Source organism: Nocardiopsis sp. NPDC057823 (assembly GCF_042797335.1).
Lineage (GTDB): Bacteria > Actinomycetota > Actinomycetes > Streptosporangiales > Streptosporangiaceae > Nocardiopsis > Nocardiopsis changdeensis.
Genome location: NZ_JBHVLR010000003.1, coordinates 335,898 through 357,362, shown reverse-complemented (window position 1 = coordinate 357,362; position 21,465 = coordinate 335,898). Strand labels below are relative to the sequence as shown.

The window sequence follows — 21,465 nt, the reverse complement described above, 5'->3', positions numbered from 1 at the left end:
CTCGGGTTCAGATGGTGGTGGTGTCGTCCTCCTCGACGTCGTCGAAGAGGCCCTCCAGGTCGCCGTCGTCGGCGTCCTCTTCCGGGGGGTCGTCCTCACCCGGGGTGGTCCCGTCCGGGCGCATGTGGCGCTCCAGCTTCGGGATCTTGTGCTGGTCCTTCTTGTCGGTGTTCACCGCGATGAGCAGGATCTGGAGTTTGCGGATCTCCTCGACGAGGACCGCGGCGGTCTCGTCCCGCCAGGCCGGGCCGATGGGGCCGTACAGCTCCTCGTAGGCCAGCCATTCGGTGATCTCCCGGGCGGGGATCCGCTCCAGCAGCTCCGCGACGGTGTAGCCGAGAGCGAGCGCTAGTCGGAAGACGACGGCTCGTCCCGGTCGGCGCTGAAATCCTCGATCAGCTCCGCCAGGTCGTCGTCGCTCATGCCGGCCAGGCGGGTAGCGACCTTGAAGACACGCTCCAAGGCGGCCGCGGACTTCTTGCCGAGCGCGGCGACGTCCTCGATGGAGAAGAGCCGCCGCCCCTCCTCGTCCACGACGGTCATGACGACCAGGCGGGCGCGGGCGTTGGACAGCTTCGACGTCTGGCCGGTCTTCTTGTCGACCAGGGACGCCTCGAAGGAGTCGCGCTCCTTGCCGGTGATGCCGCGGACGCGGACGGAGCCGCCCCACTCGGGGACGTGCACCTCCTCGTACGCTTCGTCGTTGACGGCGAGGATCTGGTCAGCGGTGAGCAGGGCCACGGGGGCCTCCTTCTCCATCACGGGTTTCGCGGGTTGGGTAGTGAGTGGCCCGGCCGGGAACCCGCCGCCCGGCCGGGCCACGATCAGGGGGTCACCCGCCGGCGCGGCGGATCTCCTCGCGGGCCTCGTCGAGGATCTGGGTCATCCCGGCCTGGAACTCCGGCCGCATCTCGCCGAGCGGCCGGACGAACCAGTCGAAGCCGCCGCGCTGCTTGGCGGTGCGGTTCGGGAACTCCTTGGTCTTGAAGACCGGGTGCGACCACTCGTCGACGACGTCGAACGCGCGCGGCAGGAACGCCTGGGCCCGGGTCGGCATCGACGTGACGATGCGCAGCCCGACGCCCTTGCGGCCGCCGGTGGACGCCTGCACCTTCACCCCGGCGGCGATCGCACGCCGGGTCTGCTTGCGCTTGTGCGGGCGCTTGGTCGTGCCGCCCTTGACGCCCTTGGACGGGAGGTTGCGGGCCTTGGGCTTGACGACCTTGGCGCCCTGGCGGGCGACGGCGCGCATCTTGGAGCGGATCTTCGCCGGGGCCTTGGAGTCGACCTTGCGCATCGCGTCGACGACGCGCTTCAGCTCCTTGCCCGCAGCGACCTCGAACTCCTGCGAGGCCATGTCAGCTCGTCGACCGGGAGATGCCCTGCCGCTGGGACGGGAACGTCACGCTCGTCTCGCTGAGCGAGCCGACGTCGCCGGACAGCGGCTGGTACTCCAGGAGGATGCAGGTGCCCTCGTACTCCGGGTTGGAGGAGGACACCGCGGTCGACCGCGGCCGCACCACGACCTGGAACTCCACCTCGCCGTCCCACAGCGGGTACAAGGTGTCGTCCACACTGGAGGCGTCGTAGTCCTGCTGGAAGTTGATCGTGAACGAGTCGTCCTTCAGGCCGGCGACGCGCTCGCGCCCGGCGCCGCCGAAGTTCGTCGTCTCGACCTCGTCCTTGGTCAGCTGGATCTCCACGGACGAGGTGTGGGAGCTGAAGTCGACCCCGTTCACCTCGATGTAGCAGTCCTTCAGGACGACCTTGGCCATGGCCTACTCCTTCTTCTGGTCGGCCGCATCGGCCGGGTCCTGGGCAGCAGAAAGCCCCGCGCTCCGGCGGGGCTTCGTGGTCTTCTTCGCGGGTGCCGCCTCGGGGGGCGGGTCCTCCTCGGCGAGCACACCCACCGGGAGGGGGTCCTCCTCCGGGGCGTCCATGGGCAGGGGAGGCGCGGGCTCGGGCGGGTCGTCCGGCAGCAGCTCGATGTGCCCGGCCGCCACCAGCACCTCGGCCTGGTCGGCGGTGAGCAGGATCTCGCCCTCCTCGCCGCGGGCCATGCCCTTGACGCGGCGGGGTCCGATGACGCGCACACGGGTGAGCCGCGGCACGGGGTGGCCGGGGTCCAGCGAACGACGGGCCGTCACAGCTTCACCACCGCCCGGGTCACGCCTTCGGTCGCCGACCAGGTGATCTCGGCGACCCCGTCGACGTTGCGGTACTGGGCGATCAGCGGGATCCACAGCTCGCCGGTGTCGGCGGCCAGCGTGTACACGCGGTCGGGGAACGCCACCCCCGACGGCAGCGTCGCCTGACCGGCGATCGTCACCGTCCGGGAGGCGACGTTGGTGTTACGGCACACCAAGTAGGTGCGGCCGCCCGTCTCGGCGGTGTCGGCCGCGGCCGCCGCCCCGAAGGTGGGGGCGGTCCCGGCCGCGGTGACCGTGTGGGTGGGAATGAGAGCCACGGCTGTCTCCTAGGTGGCGCGGACTTCGACGAGCCACTCGCCGCCGAAGTAGGGGGCTCCGGACCACTCCATGGGTCCGGCGAAGAGCAGGGCGGGCACCTGCACGAAGTCGGCGATCATGACGCCTCCCTCGTCGACGAGGGGCTCGCTGTCCGCCTCCAGGGCGGCGACGACGCTGCGCTCGCCGACGGGGTCGATGTAGGCGTCGAGCTGGTGGACGGCCGACTCCTCGTGGGCGGCGCTGACGAGGACCCGCAGGGTGAAGATCATCGGGTTGCCGCCCCGGAACGTGGACCCGTAGTCGACGCCCGGGGTGGACGCGGACCCGCCGGGGACACCGAGGACGAGCATCGCGACGGGCGGCGCGGGCTGCAATCCGAAGGTGGGGCGCACCACCAGGCCCGGGATGCGGTCGAGGCGCCTGACGAGCGCCTCGCGGACAGCGGTCACGGTGGCCATGGGTCATCCCCCCAGGAGTCGGCGGTGCCGGTACGGTGCGAGCTTGGAAGCGGCCATGCGCGAGTCCCGCACCCGGGCGACCCCGTAGTCGTCGACGCCGACGATCCCCAGGGGCGCGGTGCGCAGGGTGAAGGTCTCAGCGCCGAGGATCTTCGCGGCCTGGATCACCGGGTCGGGGACGGCCTCCCACCCCCACCGGGCGGTCACGGTCAGCTCGGTCCGTCCGGCGCGGAAAGCGCGGCCGCGGGGGCGGATCTTGTAGAACGGCCACCCGGGCTGGCCGTTGACGACACCGTTGCGGGGCTCCAGCGCGTAGTCGCCGGGGTCCCACTCGGTGCCGTCCACGGACACCACCAGGCCGGCGGCGGTGTGGAAGTCGTCGACGTAGGTCCACCCGGAGAAGTCCGCCAGGTAGGTGCGCGGCGACGGCGACCCGGCGTCGTTGAACTGGCGGCCGCAGTGCGACTCGATCTCGCGGGAGACCGAGTCGACCGCGGCCTCGAACTCCTCGCTCTCCTCCGGGCGCTCCTTGGTGACCGACATGTAGTCCCGCAGCTCGTCGGCGGTGATGTACGGGGCACCGAGCGCCATGGTCAGCTCCGCGGGATCGGGGTGCGCCGGGCCTCGGACAGGACGATGAGCGCCCCGTACACGCCGCCGGTCACCGGGGAGCCCGCCACGGTGGTCACGGCCCGCAGGTACCGGGCGCCGCCGGTGTAGCCCTGCTCGTAGGTGCCCGCCGCGGTGCCGCTGTCGAGGCTGATCGCGGGGCCCTGGAGGTGGGCGGCGTCGACGTCCGACCAGTTCGACCCGTTGTCGGATTCCTGGAGCTTGAGGGCGTGGGTGCCGTCGGTGATGTCCCCGGCGACGACCACGAGCATCGCCGACCGGAAGTTCGACAGGTCCGGTTCGGACCTGTCCACGGTCGACCCGTTGGCGGTGGCACTGATGGTGTCGAGGCCGATACTGACCCGGGTGGTGGTCGAGTTGTAGACGCTGCGCTTCACTTCTGGCCTCCGCTCCTGCGGGTGCGGCGCCGGGCGGACGACGCGGCTTGGGTCTTCGGCTCCCCGTCGGAGGGGTCCGGGGTGTCGTCCTCGGTCTCGGCCGACTCGGGCTCCTGCACCGGGACAGTGGTGTCGTCGGACTCCCCGTCGGAGGGGTCCGGAGTGGTGTCGTCGGCGCCGGCCGACTCTTCCGGTGTCGGGGCCACGTCGCGCAGCTCGCCCGGTTCGGCGGTGGCCGCCTCGACACGGCGCGGCGGCCGGGTCGTGCGGTCCACGTAGTTGCCGACGTCCTCGAACCGGCCCGCGCGCTCGCGGTACCGGGGGTCGGATTCCTCCATGAGCGTGCCGGCCGGGACCACACGGACCCGCCCCTCGACGGGCACGGCGTAGGCCTTGCGGCTCCTCTTGATCGCCATCGTGTTCCTCGCGGATAGGGGCCCCGGCCGCCCCGGGCAGGGCGGCCGGGGCGGGTGGTCAGGTGACGTTGAGCAGCCGCATGCCGGCGTCGTTCACGCTGTCGGCGCCGACCCGGTAGTAGGCGTACCAGCCGCGCTGACCGGACGGCCGGTTGTTGCCGGTGTGGAACAGGTGCGGGATGAACTCGACCGACATGCCGATCCGGTCCGCGATCACGTAGTTGGACAGGTCGCCGTAGGCCAGCACGTAGTTGTCCTGGGTGGCGTTGATGGTGCCGTCCATGGCCTCCGCCTCCAGGGCGGGGCGGCCGAGCAGCTCACCGGGCATGCCGTTGCCGATGCGCTCCCACATCTGCGCACCGCCCGCGGTGTCGAACTGGCGCACCAGGTTGTAGATGCGCCGGTTGCCCAGCCAGGACGCCGACTCGCGGTATCGGGCCGCGAGCGAGTCGTCCATGGCGTAGACGTCCTCGTCGGCGAACACGTCCGTGGTCTCGCTGGCCACCACCGAGCTGGTGCCGGTCAGCGCGGTCACGATGCCGGTGGGCTGCCCGGAGCCGGAGCCGGTGATGAACGCCGCCGCCTCCAGGGTGTCCTTGCCCGCGGCCAGCAGGCGCCCGACCTCGGTGGTGACGTTCGCGGCGTCCTGCATCGCCTCGATGCTGATCGGTACGAACCCGTCCGCCTTGTGGACGGGCACGGTGGGCTGAGCCAGGGTCGGGGAGTTGTCCCCGGCCTCGGTGCCCTCACCGGCCCACCGCCAGGTGACCTCTCCCGCGGACACGCCGTGCCACACGTCGCCGGTCGCGACGACCTGCCGTGCGGCGCGGCGGATCTGGTTGAGGGACCCGTCGGAGGTGATGATGATCGTCGGGTCGAGCTGGAACGGCACCAGATAGCCACCCGCGTTGTCCGTGAGGGACATGGCGCGCTCCAGGGCGCGCTGCTCGTCCGGGGTGATCATGTGCTGCCGGTTCGTGGCCATCTTCGACCAGGCCCGCAGGTACACGGGGCTGGAGGTGGCCAGGCACAGCTTCGCGATGTTCGCGTCGGTGTCGTCCCAGCGCTCCAGGATGTCGGTGGCCGAGGAGCGGATCCGGTCGTTGGTGCCGGACATGCGCTCGACCGCGGACAGCGCCCGCGCGTGCAGCTCGCTGGCCAGCTCCTCCCGGGACCGCCCGAACGTGCGGATCTCGGACAGGTCCCACGGGTCCCTGAACCGGCGGTCCTCGACGCTGTCGGGGTTGAGGATCGGGTCGTGGTCGTACCCGTCGCTGCTGTTGACGGGGGTACCGCGCTCGGTGCGCAGGTGCAGGGCCGCCGGACCGCGGTCCACGGCCTGGGTGGCGGACCGCACCCGCTGGAGCGCTGCGGTGCGTTCCAGCTGGCGGCGGTGCGCGTCGACCTCGGCGAACTCACGGGTGAGTTCGTCGAAGGCCTGGTCGTCGGCCTCGGTCAGGTGCTCCAGCTCCTGGAGGCGGGCCAGTTCAGCCTCGATGTCCCGCAGGCGGATGCACGCCTGGCTGTGCGACAGTTCCATGCCGCTCACTCCGTTTCGATCTCGGCGAGGCGCGTGCGCATCAGGGCGCGGACCTCCGCGATGTTGCGGCGGGTGCGCTCGCTGTCGGTGGTGGGCGACGGGTGCCCTGGGGCGGGCGGCGCGTCGTTGTCGGTGGGTGCCGGTGTCTCCGGGTGCCCTGGGGCGGGCGGCGCGGTCCGGACATGGGAAAGCCCCGCGCTCCGGCGGGGCTCGGGGGACGGGTGCCCGGGTTCGGGCGGCGCGTCCGGGGGCGGCCCGAACAGCAGCTCCCTCGCCACGGCGAGGCGCGTGTCCGGGTCGCCCAAGTCGTCGATGGGCGGGGTCGTGCGGGCGTGGTCGCGGGCCAGGGAGGCGCGCACCTCGCGGGCCAGGGAGGCGTCGGAGCGCACCAGGTCGGCGACGGTGCGGGCCCGCACTCCGACGGACGTCTCGGCGTAAGCCGGGAAGACCACCGGGCCGACCTCGTGCAACTTCACCTCGGTGATGGTGCGGGTGATGGGCCCCCGGTCGCCGGGCATCCACAGCAACTCGTACAACTCGTCGTCCTTGATGAGCTTGCCGTCCTTGTCGCGCCACTCATCGCGCACGACCTGGAAGCGGAAGCTCATGCCGGTGACCGCGCCGTCGGCGATGGCGTCGCGGATCGGCTGGATCAGCCAGTTGTCAGACAGGCGCGCGGACAGCCACAGCCCGTGGTCGTCCTCCTTCAGTTCCTGCACGGACCCGAGCGGGATGGACCCGATGAGGGGGTGGCGGCCGTGGTCGAACTGCACCACCGGGGTTCTCTCCCGCAGGGACTTGCGGAAGGCGCCCTTGCGGATCTGCTCCAGGAAGGTGCCCTCCCAGGAGTCGATCTCGGTGAAGGTGTCGAAGACGGCGCCGTACCCCTCCAGGGTCCGGCCGTCACCCGCCTCGTCGTCGGTGTCGGCGGCGCGGAAGTCCACCGAGCGGATCAGGTCATCGCGCTGTAGTGTCGTCGCGCTCACGGTCACTCCTCACCCTCATCGGGCGTGTCGTCGTCGGGGTCGGGTGCGGGTTCACCGTCGTCCTCGTCGTCGGTGGCGGCGGCAGGGTCGGTCGGCTGGAGCTGGATGCTCAGGGCGCCGGTGTGCTCCAGCAGGGTCCAGTCGTGCGCCCGCACGGCGTTGACCACCGAGGCGGGGGTGAAGCCCTCCTTCACCAGCTCGGCGATCGTGGCGGCTTCGCGGCCCTGGATGTCCGCCTCGTCCTTGGTGTCCTCGCGCAGGAACGGGACGTGCCGGGCGTCGTACCACAGGCGCGCACCAGAAGGGCGGGGGAGCAGCGGGGCGAGGGACCCGACGGCGTTCTGCCACAAGGGATGCACGGTCCCATCGGCGAAACGCCTTCTGGCCTGCGCGTAGTTGCTGTAGGTCGCGGCCTGGAGCCCCTCGGACAGGCCCACGATCACCGGCGGAACCCCGCCCGCGGCCGCGATGCGGGTTTCGCCGTGGCCCTGCATCTGCTTGAAGTTCATGGCCTCGAAGCTGGCGCCGACCACGGTGACGTCGGCGCCGCCGCCCAAGTACATGGTCTTGTAGGCGTTCTCGATGCCGGTGTGGGAGGCGTCGAGGACCTCCATGAACTCCTTGAACTGGTCGACCGTCACCGTCTCCTTGAGGGAGACGGCGAGGTTCGGGGTGGCGGCGTTCGTGAAGAACTGGCTCTTGTGGTGGTTCATCTGGCCGTCGATGCGGATCTCCCGCAGGACGGGGGTGAGCCAGCTCATGCCGCGGTAGGTGGCCAGCGGGTCCGGGATGGGGGCGAACCGGGCGACCTCGTCGGGCAGCAGCGGGATGTAGTCGCCCTCGCCGCTCTCCTGGTACAGGTAGCCGATCAGCCGGTGCCCGAGCACCCCGCCGCGGAAGCGCCGCGGCTCCAGGACCATCGTCACCCAGTCCGGCCGCAGCCGGACGATCTCCCCATCCACGACGGTGGCGTAGAAGTTCCCCGCCAGGTCCACGTCGGTGATCATCCTGATCAGCAGGTCCTGGGTGGTGCCGCCGGACCAGGGGTTCTCCAGGATCTCCAGGTCCGCGGTCCCGAAGAGCCGCGACGGGCCCGAAGACGACAGGGACTGCCAGGTCAGCCGCACCCCGGAGAACACCATCATGCGCGCGAGCATGGTCGCGAAGATGACCCCGTTGGCGGCGTACGCCGACGTGGCGTAGCCCTCCAGGGAGTTCGTGATCCGCTCGGCCGGCGACCCGCTCAGGGTCTGCTGCACACCGAGGGTGGATCCCATGTGCGCCCACTGGGAGAGCTGGTGCACGTAGTCGTCGATGCTGGTGATCGACCGCTCCCCGGACGGCTCCGAGATGTACTCGACGGGGGGCTCTGCGACCGGGCCGGGGGCGGCCGCGGGCGCGGGGGACAGGAGCTGGCGGAGGAGGCTCACGATCCGGTGCCCTCCTCATCAGGGTCGGTGTCGGGGGTCGGCGCCGGTGCGCCGGCGGTGGGCAGCAGCAGGGCGGCCAGGATCACGACGGCGCCGACGGCGACCAGCGGCCACGCACCGAACAGCCACACCAGCCCGACGGTCATGACGACCAGGCCGACGACGACCGCCACCAGGGCTTCGGTCCGCGTCACCGGTACATCACCCACGGCGCGGACGTCTCCTGCGGCACGATGTGGCCCTTCTTCGAGTAGCCCCAGACGGCCAGGGTGCTGGCCTCCAGGGGCGAGATGTCGGTGACGGCGCCGCGCCGGTTCCACGCCTTCAGGTCCGCGAGGTCGCGCCAGGTGACCCCGGCGACGGCGGCGTTCAGCGGCGCCTGGTCGCGGTGGCGGAGGATGGGCGGGTTGCCCTCACGCGGCACCGCGCCCGAGTAGTAGGTCATGCAGGCGCCCGCGTACTCGCGTGTGGACGGGCTGAGGGTCTCCACACCCGCCTCCTCCAGGCGGGGGATGAGAGCCCCGGCCGGGCCGCCCCGGTCGACGACGAACGCGCACGGCCCCCAGGTGTCCTGGAGGTGCTTGGCGCGTTCGACCATCCACCCGATGCCGGGCCGGTGGTCGAGCTGCTCCTCGTCGGCCGAGGTGATCTCGGTGTGGAGCAGGCCGTCCTCGCGGGCCCCGGCGACGGCGATGCACCCGTAGGACAGGTCGGGTGTGCACGCCAGCGCGAAGCACACCGGGTCGAGGGGATCGGAGTCGAGGTCGGCGATGGCCTCCCAGTGCTCCTGGGAGATGACCAGCCAGCTCCGGCCGGTGCTGTGCCAGTTCCCCACACCGAGGCGCTCGCGGGCGAAGTCGGTCGGCGACAGCATCGCCTGCTCGTTCTCGACGGACTCGGGGTTGAGGCGGATGCCCAGGCCCGGGTTCGCGCGGCGCACCGACTCGGGGTCGTCGACGTCGTCGTGCTCGTCGCAGTCCGCCGGGCAGAAGTCGGTGTGCGGGTCGATGCTCCACTCGAAGTACGCCAGCCGTCCGGGGTTGTCGCCGAGCGCCCGCTCGCGGACCCGGGAGATGACCTCGCACGGCGCGAGGTTCTTGTCCGGGGAGCTGGTGGTGTACCAGGTCTGCGGGTTCTCGGCGGTGCCCAGGGTCGGGATGAGCGCGGCCATCCCGGCGTCGGTGAGGTTGTACGCCTCGTCCAGGATGACGACGTCGCCGCTGAACCCGCGGCCGCCGCCGCTGCTCCTCGTGGCGAAGAGGAGGCGACGCCCGTCCTTGAGGTGGACGCCCTCCTCGCCGTGGGAGAGGGCGAACCGGGCGACCCGCTTGGCCAGGTCGGGGGTGCGCTCGATCAGGCCCCGGATGCGCAGGAACGCCTCCTTGGAGGTCTTGAACTCGTGCGCGCTGTGGATGATCGTCTTCTCCCCGAAGAGGAACAGGCCGGCCAGCTCGCGCGCCTCCAGGATCGAGCCCTTGCCGTTCTGCCGGGGGACGACGACGGCGACACTGCTCGCCGCCCACGTCCCGTCGGCGCGCTCCCCGAGGGACTCGTCCAGGACCCAGGCCTCCCACGGGTCGAGGATCAGACCCGCGGTGGCCGCCAGCTCGACGGCCTCCTGCCCGGCGCTACTGATCCTCGGCGGCGCCGTCCACAGGCGGGGGCGCTGCTCGCCGACGAGCCCGGCGAGCGGCGAGGTCATCGACGCTGTCACCGCTCACCCCCGCTCCGAGTCGATCGAGTTCGTCCGTGATGATCCGCAGCTCGCGGCTGAGCGCGGGCGCCTCCTTCGGGGAGGCCTTCTGGAGTTGGCGCGCGAGGTGGTCGCGAAGACCGGCGAGCTGGGTGGCGCGGTCGCCGGAGGCGAGCGCCTGCTGGAGCTTGCTGACGGCCACGGGCCCACCCCCTCTGGGGAAAATCGCGCGGGGAGAAAAACGGTTTCGAGGGGCAGCGGGGTCAGCCGGACTTCCGGTTTCTCGCGGCCGGGGTACCCCCCACCCCTCCTCTGACCTGGGGGGATGCCGTGACCCCGTCCTCCAGGGGGGCGGAGGGGTTCCCTCCGGAGAGGACCTGGAGGGCGGGGCCGTTGTGGTCCCGGCGGCGGTGCGTGGGGGTCACCACCGCCGGGAGGCGTTGGGGCGTGGCCGCGGTTCGCGGTTGCCGCGCGCGGAGTTGCACCTGCGGTGGGCCTCGCGGGCGTTCGCAGGGTCGAGCGGGTCACCACCGCGACTGAGCGGCACACGATGGTCGAGCGTCCAAGCTTCGCGGTGGTTGGGGTCGGCGGCGGTGAGGACCATGTCGATCGGTCGGCCGCACAGCCAGCACGTGTTGGTGCCTTCGTCCTTGAGCCACGCCTTGAGGCGTTGGAGGGGGCGGCCGCTGCGGCCGCGCCGGTAGTCCAGGGCGGTGGGGTCGTCGGGAATCACCGGGGTCTCCCTGGGTGCGGGCCGGGGCGGGCCGGTGGTGTGCGGCGAACTGCAAGCCTGGGAGTTGCTTGCAGGTGGCTTGCAGTGGGGTGCGGGCGGCCAGCACCTGGTGGACGGGGTGGCGGGGCGGGTACCTGGCGGGGGTGCCCTGTGGGGCGGCAGGGGTCCCCGGATTGTGGGGGGCCTACCAGCGGCGTGAGGCCCCGGCCGGTTGTACGGGGGTGCGGTGGTCGGCGAAGTCCCCGCGAGCCTTGGCCGTGTACCACCGCGTCACCGCGGCGAGGTGGCCGGTGGTGCGCTCGGTGCGGCACCGTGCGGTGACGACGTCCTGCCCGGGGTCCATGACCACGAGGGTCGCACCGTCGCGCCGGTAGGCGGCGAGGTCGTGCGGGGCCGGGTGGGTGTGGATGAGGTAGACGTCCACGGCGGCGGCGTGCTTGAGGGCCTCGCGCAGGGCGGCCCGGCGGGCGACCATGGTGACCTCCTTCAGCACCTTGGGGTGCCGGTGGGTCGGGGCGCCGGTGCCGGCCAGGGCGACGGCGAGGCGGTCGTAGTCGATGACGATGTCGTGGGCGCCGGCGCGGTCGAGGACCCAGGTGGTCTTGCCGGACGCCGGGGGGCCGATGATGACGGTGAGGCTCATCGGACCCTGAGGATGCCGTGGATCAGGCCCTGCTCCTTGAGGCCGCGGATCCGGTCGGCGATGGCGGACCGGGAGGAGGCCGGGCGGTCCTCGAAGCTGTCCATGACGACCACGATGTGCGGGCCCCGCAGGCCTCGAAGGGTGCGGGCGTCGGTCACGTGGATGTGCTCGCGGTCCGGGGCGTACTGCTTGGCCCACTGGCGGGACTCGTCGGCGCTGCTGGAGCAGACCAGGTAGGTGGGGTCGCCGTGGGTGTGCATGGCGTCTCCTCGGGCTGGTGTGTTGGCGGAGCGCCCCGGACTGCCAGCCACAGTCAGTCCGGAGCACTCGACGCCGTCCCCGCCGCCGTGCGGGGAGCGAGGGGCCCGACGCGCCGCACGGGGTCCGAGGTGCGGCGGCGTCGGGCGGGCCGGGCCGGTGGAGGTGCCCCAGATGGTGTGTGCCGCGCGAAGGGCGGGCCTCACAGGTTTGGGTCTTACCTCTCCAGCTTCCCGGGGCATGCGAAACGCCCGGGGCCGTGGGGGCACTCCGGGCGTTGCGTGCAGAAGTTCGATCTTCGATCACCATAGGACACGCTAGGTCAAGCGGTCAATCTCGGGCCGGGTCGGCCGGCGCGTCGGCGGCGGCGCTGGGTGGCCTCGACCTCGAACAGCTCGTGGGCGTTGACGTACCGGCCGAGGCGAAGCGTGAGGTGGCCGTCGGCGATCCACCGGTTGATGGTGCGCACGGTCACCCCGGCCTCGGTGGCGGCCTGCTCCTTGGTGTACCAGCGGTGGCGCGGATCATCGGACATTAGGACCTCCCCATCCGGCTGGGGAGGTTACACGGTGCGGCGACGATCCACAGGCTTCCCGCGGAGGCAGGCGTTCCACCCAGTTTGCGGGCTATCGTTCTGCCATGCCGAACCCAGCCACAACCCTCGCTGACCTCCTCGACTCATGGCACCTGCCGGGCGGGAAGAACGTCCCCGCCGCCCGGGGCGGCAGCCCCGACCAGCTCGACTTCTGGCGGAGCCAGGTCCAGGCGGTCGAGCTGCTGGTCGAGGTCGACCGCGCCGTCGACGCCTTGGCGGCGATGGGCGACCCCGTCGAACACATCCGGGAAGACCTGCTTCCCCTGTACAAGGCCGTCTTCGGGTACGCACCCCCGTGGTACTTCCATTCGACCCCTGGACCCCAGCGCAAGGCGGAGCCTTCGGCGCCCGCCACTGCGATCCGGGCCCTGCGCACCCTCGGTGTGATGCTCAACCGGTACCTCTCCGAGGAGCTGCGGCCGGCGACCGCCGAGCGGCTCCTCGACCTCCTGAACGAGGCGATCCCGCTCGTCGGCGAACTTCCCGCTGACGACAAGACCAAGCACTACCTGTTCGACCTCATCTCCGACGCACGGCGGGGTGTCGAGGAGGCGCACCTGTTCGGTGCCGCTCGGGCCCGCGCCGCCTACGTGGCGTTGACGACCGAGTTGAACGGGCACGCCGCCACGGCCGACCAGCAGGGCAATACCACCTGGGCGAAGAAGGCCGCTGCGTGGGTCGGCGCGTCCATGGTGGCCATGAGCGTGGCCTTCGGGACGGGCATCGGGGAGAGAGCGTCCGACTGGGTCCTGGAGAAGGCGCCGGAGGTCGTCGCCATCGCGACTACGCCGGACGACTCCGAGATGGCCGATGCCGAGATCGTGGACGAGCAGCCCCCGGAAGACGCGAAGTGACTACGGCGCCGACTTCACGTCGGCGCCGTTCCTGTTCCGCCCCGTCAGGGCCCCGGGCTCTGGCCCGTTGTGGAGGCCTACCCGTCCCCGAGGTCGACGAGCCGGTGCTCCCACTCCTCCGCGGCCAAGTAGACCTCACCCGCGGGCCCGGCGTACTCGTAGATCGTGACCTCGGAGTCGGCCCCGAGGCGCCGGTAGGCGGCCATGGGTCTCCGCGGGAGCCCCAGGGTCTGCGGGTGGCCGAAGTCGACGGGGTCGACCATCTCGGGCTCCCGGTAGTAGACGATGTCCGGGGTCTGGTCGGCGTTCATCGTCTCGGCCTCCAGGGGGCCGCCGACGAAGCGGACCGGCGTGACGGCCTCCCAGGGTGCGGCGCCCGCGATGTGCTTCACGGCTGGTCACCTTCCTGTCGGCCGCGTTCCTGATGCGCCCACTCGCGCACGGCCGTGGAACACTGCGAGCACAGGTCCACCCACCGCGGAGCGGGTAGGCCAGCCTCCGGGGATGGGCCGAGGAGGAATGCGACCTGCGCCCTGCTACCGCATCGGACGCAGTCGTGCAGCTCGTCCCGGGTGCGCCGGTCGATGTCGGTGTGGGTGGCCTCGGGCAGGGTGTGCACGTCCTGTGCGAGGGCCTCGGCGAGGCGGGCGGTGAGGAACGCGGCGATGGTCACGGTCTGTGCTCCTTCGTGGCCTCGACCCGTTCGACGGCCTGCTGTAGATACCCGATCAGCTCGCGTGTGGCCTCGGGCGTGAGAAGCAGGTGCGCCCAGATTTCCTTGCCGGGCGCGTTGGGGCGCTGATCGCGGTGGATCCTGATGGACACGTTGTCGTGCCATGAGGTGGCGGTGGCGATGCCCACGTGGATGTCGCGTTCGCCTTCGGCGCGGTAGTGCGCGGCGTCGTCCCGGTCGGCGTCCAGGGCGAGGAGGTCATGATCCCAGGGGCCGACGGTGCTCCAGATGCTCACGACATGTGCCCCTCCCCGGCGGGGTCGCCCTTGGCGTCGCGGATCTTCTTCGGCCAGCTCACGACGAACCCCAGGACTCCGAACAGGGCGACGGCTCCGGCCGTGATTGCTCCGGCCCACCACCACCCTCCCATGGTGGCGAGCCAGGCGGCGGTGGCCGCGGCCGGGATGGTGATGAGCCCGGCGACGGCGATCCCGACCGGGTCGCGGGTGGGTGTCGGGACGTCCTCGTCCTCCAGGTAGTCGGCCGGGGCGGCGGCCATACGGGCGAGCGCGTCACGGAGGCCGTACAGGGTGGTGCCGGGGCGGCGGGCCTCGTCGAGGGCGATCTCCAGGCCGCGGCGGGCGCCGGCCTCGAACGCGCGGGCCTGCGCGCCGGCGTCGGCCGGGCCGTCCTGCGCGGTGTGGACGTCGGCGGCGGTGCGCGGGTCGAGCCAGGCGTCCTCGGGGTGGATGCCGGCCTGGTTGAGGGCGCGGACCGCCCGGTTGCGGGTGGGCTCGTCAGCGTTGTAGACGATGATGTGCAGGTTCACGGTCGGGCCCCCAGAGTGTCGGCGTGGGCGTCGTACTCGGCCGGAGTCATGACCCGGCCGCAGTCGGGGTTCTCGCAGCGGACGAGGCCGCGGTCCTCCTCGTAGATGAGGGTGCGCCGGTCGCACCGCGGGCACGGGGCGGCCCGGCGGCGGCGTTCGGGCTGGGTCTTCGTCATCCGCTGGAGGAGGCGCTGCCACTTCAGGACGGACGTGCCGAACCCGGTCGACCCGGGGTCGGCGAGGATGTCGTCGAGGTGGCGGCCGAGCCAGGCGATGACTGTGGTGAGGGCGCCGGCGCCGCGGGACCGGGCGGGCCGGGACCCGTAGTCGCGGGCCTGGCGCCACTGGCCCTCGATGGTGGACAGGTACCCGTAGAGCTGGTCGAGGACGTCGGCGATCGGCGACGGCGACGGGGCCTCGGCGGAGGCGGTGACGCGGTCGCGGTCGTCGCCCTGGCCGCGGTGCCCGTCGGCGGTGGCGGCGAGGAGCGCGGCGAGGTTGTCGAGGTCGGCCAGGGCCGCGCGGATGGCTCCCGTGCAGCGCGGGCACCACACCGGGTCGCCGGGCACGGGTGCGATGGTGGGTGCGGCCGGGGGGTCGGGGCGGTCGCCGCGGGTGGCCGGGGCGGCGCCCTCCCAGTCGGCGAGGGCGCCCTTGAACGCCTCCAGGGCGTAGGCGTGTTCGTCGCGGGCCCGGCGCCAGGCCCGGTTGCAGGGACCCTCGCAGAGGTGTGTCGTCATCAGTCTCCGATCCCGAGGTCGCGCTCCAGCTTGCGGATGTACGCCTTCTGCTCGCGGAGGCGCTTGGCCTGCTCTCGGGGATCGCCTTCGGTCACGGCGCGTTCGAGGCCACCGTTGATCGCGCGGGCGGGCAGGACCAGGGGCCAGAACACCACGGTCGCGAACATCTGCTCCTTGACGCTGCTCAAGGCGAAGTCTTCCGACCTGCCCCACTTCTTGCGGGCGACCGACCACGCGCGGGGCAGGTCGCGTTTCGCGAGCCACCATCCGGCTCCGAAGTACGCGGCCAGGTACGCGGAGAGTACGAGAAGAACGGTCGCAAACGTCACGACTTGCCTCCGTTCTCGTCGTCGTTGGGGGTCTCCGGTGCGCGAAGCATGCACGCCGTCAGGTACAGGGCCTGCCGCGGAGTGAACCCGGCCTCCAGGAAGCTCGTGTAGGCCTCGTGGAGGCCGATGGCCTGCTCCCGGAGAGTCATCATGGGCTGGTCGTCGCTCACTGGACACGCTCCCGGATGAGGAAGCCGCCCTTGTAGTCGAGGCCGCACTCGTACCGGCCCGGCGGGCGCGGGGTGGCCGCCAGCGCGGCCAGGTCGCGTTCGGCCGCCCGGTTGACCGCGCACTCGAACAGGCGCGGGCGGCAGGCCATCTCGTGCTGGATGGTCCACCCGTCCTCGCGCAGGTCGATGATGTGCTGCTCGCGTTCGACGGTGTAGGTCGCCGAGATCCCGTAGTGGGCGTGGATCGCGGCCGTGAAGACCGGCCCGGCCTTCTCGGCGGCCTCCTCGGTGGCGAACCCGGAGACGGTCAGGGCCCCGGCGGGCAGGCCTCCGGCGTTCAGGGTCAGGGTGTAGCTCACGGTCGCCTCCCGGCGCGTCGCGGGACGATGGTCGCGGACACGGTCCGCGGGTCGGGGCCGCGGCGGTGGTGGCGCCGCGGCTGGTGTTGGGGTCCGGCGGTGTAGGCCGTCCACGGGCGGGGCCGCCGGTCGCGCCAGTCCAGGAGGACCTCGCGCGAGGCGTTGGTGATCTCCACGGTGCGTGGGTCGACGGGCGCGCCGGGGTCCCAGCCGGGGACGAGGGCGAAGTCGCTGCGGTGGGCGGCGTACACGTGGCGGACCGCGCGGGTGGCGGTTGCGAAGGCGGGGGCGAGCCGCTCGAAGCCCTCCGATACCCGTTCGGCTGCCTCGCCGAAGGCGGCCTGGAGGTTCGCCCGGAAGGCCTCGGCGTGGTTCGGGTTGACCGTGAAGGTCATGCGCCCCGTGGCGTGCCCGCGGTCGTCGAGGACCCGCTGGAGCTGGCGGACCGCGTCCGGGGTGAAGCGCGCGGTCTCGTCGAACGTGCACATGACGTGGTGGGCGCCGATGCCGCGGATGCCGGCGCCCTCCCGCAGGGGCGTGACGACGCCGGCCAGCGTTATCCCCTCTTCCCCGTCGTGCTCACCGAGCACCGCCTCGGGCTCGGGGCCGAGCATGAGCGGCCCCGACGTGTCGACGCCGGGGGAGTAGTCCCGGGTCCTGATGATCATCGGCCTGGTGGGCCGGTCGATGTGGATCTCCTGGATCATCGGCCGGATGTGGTGGCCGTCCTCCTCATCCCAGGCGTCCGTGGGTGCCTCGTAGCGGACGGTGCGGACGTTGCGGTCACGGATCACCGTCACCGATTCGATGTCGCCGACCTGCTCGCGCTCCCACGCCAAGAAGCCGGGGTCGGACCAGTGCAGGTCCTCGGAGCGGCGCAGGGTCTCGCCGATGCGGTCGAGGGTGGTGGCCGCGTCGGCGGCCGGGCTGGTGGCCCGGTCGCCGACGGGTGCGGTGCGGGTGGTCACCGGGTGCCCTCCCTGGCGCACGCCGGGTACTGGTCGCCGGTGTGGCAGCGGTCGTACTCGTCCTCGGGGACGCGGCGCCACCCGGCGTCGTCGCCGGCCTCCAGGCGCAGCGCGTACCGGTCGGGCTCGTACCGGGTGACCGGTGTGCAGGTGCGCACGGACTGGCCGGACGGTTGGAGGATGGTGGTGCACTGCTGGTCGACCCAGGAGTGCGCCGGCGTGTAGCGGCGGTCGGTGACCTGCCCGGCCTCCGGGGCGCACCCGGCGGCCGCGAGGGCGGCCAGGGCGGCCGCGGCCAGCAGGGCCTGGCGTCCGCGGCGGATCACGGTGCGCCTCCCGTCGCGTCGGCGCGGGTGACGCGGACCCCGGGCCGGAGCTGGAGCCGGGTCTCGTAGGGCAGGTACACCCGGATGTGGATGTCCGACCCGTCGGGGCCCTGGGTGACGTCGAGGACCTCGGCGTCGTAGGGATCGGTGTCGGGCTCGGTCACGGTGATGCGGTCGCCGACCGCGAATCGGCTCATGGCCTGGTCGCCTCCTCAGGTGGCTGGTGCTGGAGCTGCGGACCGCCGGGGAAGATACCGTCCCTGGGAGGCTGCGCAGCGACTTTTTCGGGCCGGTACACGGCGAGCTGGTCGGCGCCGATGATGACGATGTCGACGTCGGGCAGTAGGGCCTTCGCCTCGGCGCCGATCTGCCGGGCCGCCTCCGTGCCGTTGTCCGGGTCGATGCGGATGATGAGCGTGTCGCCGGGGCGGATCACCAGGGCCTCGCCGAGGACCACCGGCGGGCGGCCGCCGCCGGAGGCTCCGGCCGGGCCGGGCGGCGGGGGCGGCGGCTCGGCGGCGGGCCCGTCGTTGCGCGCGCCGGGTGCGAGGTAGGGGTCGGTGCTCACGGGGTGCCTCCTGCGGTGCGGGCGTAGATGAACGGGGCGATCACCCCGGCGGAGTGGTGGGCGGCCGCGGCCAGGGCGAGCTTGAGCCGTCGCCGCGGCTTGAGGTCCATGCCGCGGGTGGTGTGCAGGGAGCCGAGGGCGAGGTCGGCGCCGCAGCCCACGGCGGCGTACCCGTCGGCGGACTCGCCGATCTGGTAGTCGCTGTCCACGATGAACAGCCGGTCGCGGACCCCGACGAGGAACTGGCCGGTCTCCTCGACGCCGGAGTCCGAGCGGGCCCACCCGGCGTCCTTGAAGGTCGTGCGCAGCTCGTCGACGAAGGTCGTGCACATGAACCGGTGCACGTCCTCGCCGTCGGCGAGCACCGGCGGCACGAAGGCGTACTGCAACACCTGACCCATGCGGAACGAGGTGGTGTACCCCATGGCCCAGAAGCCGGCGATCTCCTCGCGGCCGGGCGCCCGCTGGGGGTGCGTGAACACCTTGACGTCCTTGCGGACGGTCAGGTCGTAGCCGCCCACACCGGCGGAGTCCCCGCCGATGTGGACGCGCCCGTCGTGGACGACGGCGGCGATGGCCGTCACCGGCCCACCTCTTCCTCGAAGGCGGACGCGGCGGCCTGCGCCATGCTGGCGACGAAGGTCTGGGTGCCGGTGGCGGTGACCCGCAGGGGGCCGTCGTCGGAGCCGACCCGGGTGAAGGTGACCTCCAGGTGGTAGGTCGGCAGGACGGGGTCGAGGGCGACGAGGTCGTCGGGGTTCATCGGGTTCCTCCGGTCAGGGTGGTCAGGGCGGCGCGCCATCGGCCCCACCAGGGGCGGGGGCGGGGCGTCGGGGTGGGCAGGGTTGCGCCGGGTGTGCGGTGCGGCAGGGGTGTGGCGGCCTCCAGCCCGGGGGCCGCGGGCGGCGGCGCTGCGGCGCGCCGCCACGTCGCGGGGGCGATCCACGGGTCGGCCGCCGGGTCAGGGGTCGGCGCGGCCTCGACCGGGGCGGCGGTTTTCCGGCGGCCCCACGGTGACGGGGCGTGGACGAGGTCGGAGCTGCTGTCGCACCAGGGGTGGTATCCGGCGAGGGCCTGGTAGGCCAGGCCGTCACGGGCGCCGTGGGCGCTTCGGGGCTGGCGGCAGACCCAGCAGGTCGGATCATCCATTGAGGTCCTCCAGGGTGATGAGGGGCTCCTGTCCGGCCGGGGCCGGGCGGGGGCGCGGTGGGGTGGTGGCCGCCGGGGCCGGGGCGGGCGGGTCGGCCTCGGCGGTGTCGATGGGCCCCGTCTTGGGGCAGGGGCACCGGCACAGCCAGGTGCACACCGGGTTGTCGTCGGGGCGGAGCAGCGGGGCCAGGTGGCGGCCGTCCAGGGCGTGGACGATGTCGGGGTGGGAGTCGGTATCCGGGCCGCCCTTCTGGCGGTGCACGCAGATGTCGCACCGGCCGTTGATGCAGTTCCAGCACGACCCGCGCTCACAGTTGGACCACCGCCAGTACCCCCACGGGTACGGGTCGTCGATGACCCGTATCCAGCGGGGCCAGACGTGCTCTCGCACCCACGCCCCGGCCTCCTCCGGCATCGGGGAAGGGTTCGGGACGGGATCCACAAGGCCCAAGATCAGGGCCTTGTGCAGGGTCAGCGCAGGGGTGTCCCGGACGTGCTCCCATTCCTCCTCGGTGAGGATGCGCTGCGGCCGCTTCATAGCGCCTCCGTCTCATCGGTGTCCGACGTGGGCAGGCGGCGGCGCATGTGCTCCAGGTAGCCGCGGACCTGCTCGGGGGTGGCCCGGTCCTGCCCGGCCCGGCGGGCGGTGGGCGGGACCGGGCGCACGGCGGGCACGTACCGGTACCCGAGGCCGGCCAGCTCGGCGAGGAGGGAGGCGGCGAACGGTTCGGCATCCGGCCGGTCCGGGAGCGGGAGCCGGTCCCGCTCGGTGATCCTCCGCGCCAGCAGCTCGACGGCCGCGACGCGGGCCTGCTCGCGGGTCACGTCTCCCTCACCGGCCCCAGGTTGGCGGCGGTCAGGTCGATGCCGACCCAGTCGTCGCCGTCGTCGCCGAGCATCAGGTCGACGTCGGTCGGCTCGTACACGGCGCCGGTGCCGTCGGCGTCGGTGTCGGTGAGCACGACGGGCAGGTGCCCGCGCCCCTCGGTGAGGACCACGCCGAGCCGCTCGTACAGCTCCTCGGCGGTCATCGGGTCTCACCGTCCCCGGGGCCCTCGGGCAGGTCGCGGGCGCGGGTGCCGAAGATCCGGTCGAGGGCCTCCTCGTCACCGGACAGGGCGCGCTCGAACAGCGTCGGCTTCCGGTCCGGCGGGTCGGGCTGCACGGGCAGGACGCGGGACTCCCAGATCCCGCACTTCGCGCAGAACCCGGCACCGTTGGTGTAGCCGCGGGCCTCGTAGGGGCCGTGGCCCTGGCCGGAGCCGTCGCAGTCCCGCCAGACGAGGAACTGCTTCCAGCAGGCGTCTTCGGCGTCAGCGACGGTCGCCCCCTGACCACGCAGGAACGCGGTGCCGGGGAACGCCTCCACGAACGCGGTCCGGTACGGGCCGCCGTCGGCCTCGTCGCGGAACACGATCCCGCTGGTGCCGCCCTGGAGCAGGATGTCCTCGGGCCAGGGGTGGCGGGCCTCGTGGGTGGTGTTGCGGATGATCATGCGGTGGTGTCCTTCCTGGTGTGGCTGGTGTCGTCGTTGACGGGGGCGCCCTTGCCGGGCGGGATGCCGAGCCGGTCGCAGCACGCCGTGCACCGGTCCCGGTAGAGGCGGGAGATGATCCCGGGCCACCACCAGGTGTCGGTGGTCTCGCACACGGCCGCGGCCGTGATGCCCTCGCTGCGGAATGCCTCGACGGTGTCCGGGTTGTCGGGGTCGACGGCGGTGGTCGGCATGGCGTGCAGTTCGCTGTACTCGGGGGCGGCGTACACCCACCAGTGGCCGAAGTTCTCGGCGATGGGCCGGGCGGTCATGCGGCGTCTCCTCCTTGGTCGAGCTGGGTCTCGGCGTGCTTCAGGGCCGCGCGGGTGATGGCGGGCGCCATCAGGTGGATGTAGTGGCGCACCGGCCCGGACAGCGGGGTGATCCGCACGTCGGGGCACTGCGGCCACGGGACGTGGGTGCGCTCGAAGCGGCCGATGACCCGGGACAGGTCGGGGGCGCAGTCAGGGCCGGTGGCGTACGCCTGGAGGGCGCGCAGGCGGGCCGCCTCCGCTTTCAGGTCGGCGACCTCCGCTTCCAGGTCGCGGATGCGGGCGCGGGCCGCATCGGCCGCCCGCTGTGCCCGCTGCGACTGCTGGACCCCCCGCGCGTACGCCGCCTCGGCCCGCCGGTCCCACCCGGCCAGCACCGGCTCCAGGGCGTCCAACACCCGGTCGCACTGGCTGGCGTCGATCATGTGCCGCCGTATGAACCGGCGGATGTAGATCCGGCTGGGCAT

General features: G+C 72.4%; 42 protein-coding genes. 1 reads left to right on the top strand and 41 read right to left on the bottom strand.

Going from position 1 to position 21,465, the window contains the following annotated elements:
* Positions 1-7: 7 nt before the first annotated feature.
* The 20 genes from ACFVNO_RS08335 to ACFVNO_RS08240 form a co-directional block, all read right to left on the bottom strand.
* Positions 8-175, bottom strand: a complete 168-nt coding sequence (locus tag ACFVNO_RS08335; protein ID WP_378890610.1) for a hypothetical protein — start codon at positions 173-175, stop codon at positions 8-10.
* A 173-nt stretch (positions 176-348) separates the two neighbouring features.
* On the bottom strand, positions 349-741 hold the full coding sequence (locus tag ACFVNO_RS08330) for a hypothetical protein (RefSeq protein WP_378890608.1): 393 nt from the start codon (positions 739-741) through the stop codon (positions 349-351).
* Between the two features lie 91 nt (positions 742-832).
* Positions 833-1,357 (bottom strand): hypothetical protein, encoded by a 525-nt coding sequence (locus tag ACFVNO_RS08325; protein ID WP_378890606.1) that lies wholly within the window; start codon positions 1,355-1,357, stop codon positions 833-835.
* Between the two features lies 1 nt (position 1,358).
* Positions 1,359-1,775, bottom strand: a complete 417-nt coding sequence (locus tag ACFVNO_RS08320; RefSeq protein ID WP_378890605.1) for a hypothetical protein — start codon at positions 1,773-1,775, stop codon at positions 1,359-1,361.
* Between the two features lie 3 nt (positions 1,776-1,778).
* Positions 1,779-2,147 carry a hypothetical protein gene (locus ACFVNO_RS08315; protein WP_378890604.1) on the bottom strand — a complete coding sequence of 123 codons (369 nt, stop codon included), beginning with the start codon at positions 2,145-2,147 and terminating at the stop codon, positions 1,779-1,781.
* On the bottom strand, positions 2,144-2,467 hold the full coding sequence (locus tag ACFVNO_RS08310; protein ID WP_378890603.1) for a hypothetical protein: 324 nt from the start codon (positions 2,465-2,467) through the stop codon (positions 2,144-2,146). The genes ACFVNO_RS08315 and ACFVNO_RS08310 overlap by 4 nt, the downstream gene beginning before the upstream one ends.
* Before the next feature lie 9 nt (positions 2,468-2,476).
* Positions 2,477-2,926: a hypothetical protein gene (locus tag ACFVNO_RS08305; protein WP_378890602.1), complete on the bottom strand. Its 450-nt coding sequence runs from the start codon at positions 2,924-2,926 to the stop codon at positions 2,477-2,479.
* 3 nt (positions 2,927-2,929) lie between these two features.
* On the bottom strand, positions 2,930-3,517 hold the full coding sequence (locus ACFVNO_RS08300) for a hypothetical protein (RefSeq protein WP_378890601.1): 588 nt from the start codon (positions 3,515-3,517) through the stop codon (positions 2,930-2,932).
* A gap of 2 nt (positions 3,518-3,519) precedes the next feature.
* Entirely contained in the window at positions 3,520-3,933 is a 414-nt protein-coding gene (locus tag ACFVNO_RS08295) for a hypothetical protein (RefSeq protein WP_378890600.1), read from the bottom strand.
* A complete protein-coding gene (locus ACFVNO_RS08290) occupies positions 3,930-4,349 on the bottom strand; it encodes a hypothetical protein (protein WP_378890598.1) in 420 nt (139 codons plus the stop codon). Before ACFVNO_RS08290 ends, ACFVNO_RS08295 begins: the two co-directional genes overlap by 4 nt.
* 58 nt (positions 4,350-4,407) lie before the next feature.
* A complete protein-coding gene (locus tag ACFVNO_RS08285; protein WP_378890596.1) occupies positions 4,408-5,889 on the bottom strand; it encodes a phage major capsid protein in 1,482 nt (493 codons plus the stop codon).
* A 5-nt stretch (positions 5,890-5,894) separates the two neighbouring features.
* Positions 5,895-6,875, bottom strand: coding sequence for an HK97 family phage prohead protease (locus ACFVNO_RS08280; RefSeq protein WP_378890594.1), 981 nt, complete (start codon positions 6,873-6,875; stop codon positions 5,895-5,897).
* Between the two features lie 2 nt (positions 6,876-6,877).
* The gene (locus ACFVNO_RS08275; protein WP_378890592.1) at positions 6,878-8,305 is read right to left on the bottom strand and encodes a phage portal protein; all 1,428 of its coding nucleotides are present in this window, start codon (positions 8,303-8,305) and stop codon (positions 6,878-6,880) included.
* Positions 8,302-8,499: a hypothetical protein gene (locus tag ACFVNO_RS08270; RefSeq protein ID WP_378890591.1), complete on the bottom strand. Its 198-nt coding sequence runs from the start codon at positions 8,497-8,499 to the stop codon at positions 8,302-8,304. Before ACFVNO_RS08270 ends, ACFVNO_RS08275 begins: the two co-directional genes overlap by 4 nt.
* Positions 8,496-10,007: a hypothetical protein gene (locus ACFVNO_RS08265; RefSeq protein WP_378890589.1), complete on the bottom strand. Its 1,512-nt coding sequence runs from the start codon at positions 10,005-10,007 to the stop codon at positions 8,496-8,498. The genes ACFVNO_RS08270 and ACFVNO_RS08265 overlap by 4 nt, the downstream gene beginning before the upstream one ends.
* Entirely contained in the window at positions 9,934-10,200 is a 267-nt protein-coding gene (locus ACFVNO_RS08260) for a hypothetical protein (RefSeq protein ID WP_378890587.1), read from the bottom strand. The genes ACFVNO_RS08265 and ACFVNO_RS08260 overlap by 74 nt, the downstream gene beginning before the upstream one ends.
* A gap of 219 nt (positions 10,201-10,419) precedes the next feature.
* On the bottom strand, positions 10,420-10,731 hold the full coding sequence (locus ACFVNO_RS08255; protein WP_378890585.1) for an HNH endonuclease: 312 nt from the start codon (positions 10,729-10,731) through the stop codon (positions 10,420-10,422).
* Between the two features lie 184 nt (positions 10,732-10,915).
* On the bottom strand, positions 10,916-11,374 hold the full coding sequence (locus ACFVNO_RS08250) for a hypothetical protein (RefSeq protein ID WP_378890583.1): 459 nt from the start codon (positions 11,372-11,374) through the stop codon (positions 10,916-10,918).
* Positions 11,371-11,634: a hypothetical protein gene (locus ACFVNO_RS08245; protein ID WP_378890581.1), complete on the bottom strand. Its 264-nt coding sequence runs from the start codon at positions 11,632-11,634 to the stop codon at positions 11,371-11,373. The genes ACFVNO_RS08250 and ACFVNO_RS08245 overlap by 4 nt, the downstream gene beginning before the upstream one ends.
* A 320-nt stretch (positions 11,635-11,954) precedes the next feature.
* Positions 11,955-12,167, bottom strand: coding sequence for a hypothetical protein (locus ACFVNO_RS08240; protein WP_378890579.1), 213 nt, complete (start codon positions 12,165-12,167; stop codon positions 11,955-11,957).
* Positions 12,168-12,271: 104 nt separating this feature from the next.
* On the opposite strand from ACFVNO_RS08240, the gene ACFVNO_RS08235 reads away from it, so the two are divergent.
* Positions 12,272-13,081, top strand: a complete 810-nt coding sequence (locus ACFVNO_RS08235; protein ID WP_378890577.1) for a hypothetical protein — start codon at positions 12,272-12,274, stop codon at positions 13,079-13,081.
* A gap of 77 nt (positions 13,082-13,158) precedes the next feature.
* Here the strand turns inward: ACFVNO_RS08235 and ACFVNO_RS08230 are convergent, their stop codons facing one another.
* The 21 genes from ACFVNO_RS08230 to ACFVNO_RS08130 all read right to left on the bottom strand — a co-directional run bounded on the left by ACFVNO_RS08230 (position 13,159) and on the right by ACFVNO_RS08130 (position 21,465).
* Positions 13,159-13,473, bottom strand: coding sequence for a hypothetical protein (locus ACFVNO_RS08230; protein ID WP_378890575.1), 315 nt, complete (start codon positions 13,471-13,473; stop codon positions 13,159-13,161).
* Positions 13,470-13,754 carry a hypothetical protein gene (locus tag ACFVNO_RS08225; RefSeq protein WP_378890573.1) on the bottom strand — a complete coding sequence of 95 codons (285 nt, stop codon included), beginning with the start codon at positions 13,752-13,754 and terminating at the stop codon, positions 13,470-13,472. Before ACFVNO_RS08225 ends, ACFVNO_RS08230 begins: the two co-directional genes overlap by 4 nt.
* Positions 13,751-14,050, bottom strand: coding sequence for a hypothetical protein (locus tag ACFVNO_RS08220; RefSeq protein ID WP_378890571.1), 300 nt, complete (start codon positions 14,048-14,050; stop codon positions 13,751-13,753). Before ACFVNO_RS08220 ends, ACFVNO_RS08225 begins: the two co-directional genes overlap by 4 nt.
* On the bottom strand, positions 14,047-14,583 hold the full coding sequence (locus ACFVNO_RS08215) for a hypothetical protein (RefSeq protein WP_378890569.1): 537 nt from the start codon (positions 14,581-14,583) through the stop codon (positions 14,047-14,049). The genes ACFVNO_RS08220 and ACFVNO_RS08215 overlap by 4 nt, the downstream gene beginning before the upstream one ends.
* Positions 14,580-15,323, bottom strand: a complete 744-nt coding sequence (locus ACFVNO_RS08210; RefSeq protein ID WP_378890566.1) for a hypothetical protein — start codon at positions 15,321-15,323, stop codon at positions 14,580-14,582. Before ACFVNO_RS08210 ends, ACFVNO_RS08215 begins: the two co-directional genes overlap by 4 nt.
* Positions 15,323-15,511, bottom strand: a complete 189-nt coding sequence (locus ACFVNO_RS08205; protein ID WP_378890563.1) for a hypothetical protein — start codon at positions 15,509-15,511, stop codon at positions 15,323-15,325. Before ACFVNO_RS08205 ends, ACFVNO_RS08210 begins: the two co-directional genes overlap by 1 nt.
* Before the next feature lie 137 nt (positions 15,512-15,648).
* Positions 15,649-15,822: a hypothetical protein gene (locus ACFVNO_RS08200; protein WP_378890560.1), complete on the bottom strand. Its 174-nt coding sequence runs from the start codon at positions 15,820-15,822 to the stop codon at positions 15,649-15,651.
* Entirely contained in the window at positions 15,819-16,181 is a 363-nt protein-coding gene (locus tag ACFVNO_RS08195; RefSeq protein WP_378890557.1) for a hypothetical protein, read from the bottom strand. The genes ACFVNO_RS08200 and ACFVNO_RS08195 overlap by 4 nt, the downstream gene beginning before the upstream one ends.
* Positions 16,178-17,149, bottom strand: coding sequence for a hypothetical protein (locus tag ACFVNO_RS08190; protein WP_378890554.1), 972 nt, complete (start codon positions 17,147-17,149; stop codon positions 16,178-16,180). Before ACFVNO_RS08190 ends, ACFVNO_RS08195 begins: the two co-directional genes overlap by 4 nt.
* Positions 17,146-17,475 carry a hypothetical protein gene (locus ACFVNO_RS08185; RefSeq protein ID WP_378890551.1) on the bottom strand — a complete coding sequence of 110 codons (330 nt, stop codon included), beginning with the start codon at positions 17,473-17,475 and terminating at the stop codon, positions 17,146-17,148. The genes ACFVNO_RS08190 and ACFVNO_RS08185 overlap by 4 nt, the downstream gene beginning before the upstream one ends.
* Positions 17,472-17,672, bottom strand: a complete 201-nt coding sequence (locus ACFVNO_RS08180) for a hypothetical protein (protein ID WP_378890548.1) — start codon at positions 17,670-17,672, stop codon at positions 17,472-17,474. Before ACFVNO_RS08180 ends, ACFVNO_RS08185 begins: the two co-directional genes overlap by 4 nt.
* Positions 17,669-18,043, bottom strand: a complete 375-nt coding sequence (locus tag ACFVNO_RS08175) for a hypothetical protein (RefSeq protein WP_378890545.1) — start codon at positions 18,041-18,043, stop codon at positions 17,669-17,671. Before ACFVNO_RS08175 ends, ACFVNO_RS08180 begins: the two co-directional genes overlap by 4 nt.
* Positions 18,040-18,627 (bottom strand): hypothetical protein, encoded by a 588-nt coding sequence (locus tag ACFVNO_RS08170; RefSeq protein WP_378890541.1) that lies wholly within the window; start codon positions 18,625-18,627, stop codon positions 18,040-18,042. The genes ACFVNO_RS08175 and ACFVNO_RS08170 overlap by 4 nt, the downstream gene beginning before the upstream one ends.
* The gene (locus ACFVNO_RS08165) at positions 18,624-18,806 is read right to left on the bottom strand and encodes a hypothetical protein (RefSeq protein ID WP_378890538.1); all 183 of its coding nucleotides are present in this window, start codon (positions 18,804-18,806) and stop codon (positions 18,624-18,626) included. Before ACFVNO_RS08165 ends, ACFVNO_RS08170 begins: the two co-directional genes overlap by 4 nt.
* Complete coding sequence (locus ACFVNO_RS08160) at positions 18,803-19,192, bottom strand: hypothetical protein (RefSeq protein WP_378890535.1); 390 nt, start codon at positions 19,190-19,192, stop codon at positions 18,803-18,805. The genes ACFVNO_RS08165 and ACFVNO_RS08160 overlap by 4 nt, the downstream gene beginning before the upstream one ends.
* Positions 19,185-19,730 (bottom strand): DUF6248 family natural product biosynthesis protein, encoded by a 546-nt coding sequence (locus ACFVNO_RS08155; protein ID WP_378890532.1) that lies wholly within the window; start codon positions 19,728-19,730, stop codon positions 19,185-19,187. Before ACFVNO_RS08155 ends, ACFVNO_RS08160 begins: the two co-directional genes overlap by 8 nt.
* Positions 19,727-20,017: a hypothetical protein gene (locus ACFVNO_RS08150; protein WP_378890529.1), complete on the bottom strand. Its 291-nt coding sequence runs from the start codon at positions 20,015-20,017 to the stop codon at positions 19,727-19,729. Before ACFVNO_RS08150 ends, ACFVNO_RS08155 begins: the two co-directional genes overlap by 4 nt.
* Complete coding sequence (locus tag ACFVNO_RS08145) at positions 20,014-20,223, bottom strand: hypothetical protein (RefSeq protein WP_378890526.1); 210 nt, start codon at positions 20,221-20,223, stop codon at positions 20,014-20,016. Before ACFVNO_RS08145 ends, ACFVNO_RS08150 begins: the two co-directional genes overlap by 4 nt.
* Positions 20,220-20,687, bottom strand: coding sequence for a hypothetical protein (locus ACFVNO_RS08140; protein WP_378890523.1), 468 nt, complete (start codon positions 20,685-20,687; stop codon positions 20,220-20,222). The genes ACFVNO_RS08145 and ACFVNO_RS08140 overlap by 4 nt, the downstream gene beginning before the upstream one ends.
* Positions 20,684-20,998, bottom strand: a complete 315-nt coding sequence (locus ACFVNO_RS08135; protein WP_378890520.1) for a hypothetical protein — start codon at positions 20,996-20,998, stop codon at positions 20,684-20,686. The genes ACFVNO_RS08140 and ACFVNO_RS08135 overlap by 4 nt, the downstream gene beginning before the upstream one ends.
* Complete coding sequence (locus ACFVNO_RS08130) at positions 20,995-21,465, bottom strand: hypothetical protein (RefSeq protein ID WP_378890517.1); 471 nt, start codon at positions 21,463-21,465, stop codon at positions 20,995-20,997. Before ACFVNO_RS08130 ends, ACFVNO_RS08135 begins: the two co-directional genes overlap by 4 nt.

Coding starts and splice junctions, on each gene's coding strand:
- ACFVNO_RS08155 (WP_378890532.1), bottom strand. CDS start 19,730: ATGAAGCGGCCGCAGCGCATCCTCACCGAGGAGGAATGGGAGCACGTC.
- ACFVNO_RS08250 (WP_378890583.1), bottom strand. CDS start 11,374: ATGAGCCTCACCGTCATCATCGGCCCCCCGGCGTCCGGCAAGACCACC.
- ACFVNO_RS08325 (WP_378890606.1), bottom strand. CDS start 1,357: ATGGCCTCGCAGGAGTTCGAGGTCGCTGCGGGCAAGGAGCTGAAGCGC.
- ACFVNO_RS08265 (WP_378890589.1), bottom strand. CDS start 10,007: ATGACCTCGCCGCTCGCCGGGCTCGTCGGCGAGCAGCGCCCCCGCCTG.
- ACFVNO_RS08210 (WP_378890566.1), bottom strand. CDS start 15,323: ATGACGACACACCTCTGCGAGGGTCCCTGCAACCGGGCCTGGCGCCGG.
- ACFVNO_RS08245 (WP_378890581.1), bottom strand. CDS start 11,634: ATGCACACCCACGGCGACCCCACCTACCTGGTCTGCTCCAGCAGCGCC.
- ACFVNO_RS08135 (WP_378890520.1), bottom strand. CDS start 20,998: ATGACCGCCCGGCCCATCGCCGAGAACTTCGGCCACTGGTGGGTGTAC.
- ACFVNO_RS08285 (WP_378890596.1), bottom strand. CDS start 5,889: ATGGAACTGTCGCACAGCCAGGCGTGCATCCGCCTGCGGGACATCGAG.
- ACFVNO_RS08160 (WP_378890535.1), bottom strand. CDS start 19,192: ATGGATGATCCGACCTGCTGGGTCTGCCGCCAGCCCCGAAGCGCCCAC.
- ACFVNO_RS08290 (WP_378890598.1), bottom strand. CDS start 4,349: ATGGCGATCAAGAGGAGCCGCAAGGCCTACGCCGTGCCCGTCGAGGGG.
- ACFVNO_RS08300 (WP_378890601.1), bottom strand. CDS start 3,517: ATGGCGCTCGGTGCCCCGTACATCACCGCCGACGAGCTGCGGGACTAC.
- ACFVNO_RS08140 (WP_378890523.1), bottom strand. CDS start 20,687: ATGATCATCCGCAACACCACCCACGAGGCCCGCCACCCCTGGCCCGAG.
- ACFVNO_RS08145 (WP_378890526.1), bottom strand. CDS start 20,223: ATGACCGCCGAGGAGCTGTACGAGCGGCTCGGCGTGGTCCTCACCGAG.
- ACFVNO_RS08180 (WP_378890548.1), bottom strand. CDS start 17,672: ATGAGCCGATTCGCGGTCGGCGACCGCATCACCGTGACCGAGCCCGAC.
- ACFVNO_RS08235 (WP_378890577.1), top strand. CDS start 12,272: ATGCCGAACCCAGCCACAACCCTCGCTGACCTCCTCGACTCATGGCAC.
- ACFVNO_RS08165 (WP_378890538.1), bottom strand. CDS start 18,806: ATGAACCCCGACGACCTCGTCGCCCTCGACCCCGTCCTGCCGACCTAC.
- ACFVNO_RS08320 (WP_378890605.1), bottom strand. CDS start 1,775: ATGGCCAAGGTCGTCCTGAAGGACTGCTACATCGAGGTGAACGGGGTC.
- ACFVNO_RS08130 (WP_378890517.1), bottom strand. CDS start 21,465: ATGCCCAGCCGGATCTACATCCGCCGGTTCATACGGCGGCACATGATC.
- ACFVNO_RS08305 (WP_378890602.1), bottom strand. CDS start 2,926: ATGGCCACCGTGACCGCTGTCCGCGAGGCGCTCGTCAGGCGCCTCGAC.
- ACFVNO_RS08240 (WP_378890579.1), bottom strand. CDS start 12,167: ATGTCCGATGATCCGCGCCACCGCTGGTACACCAAGGAGCAGGCCGCC.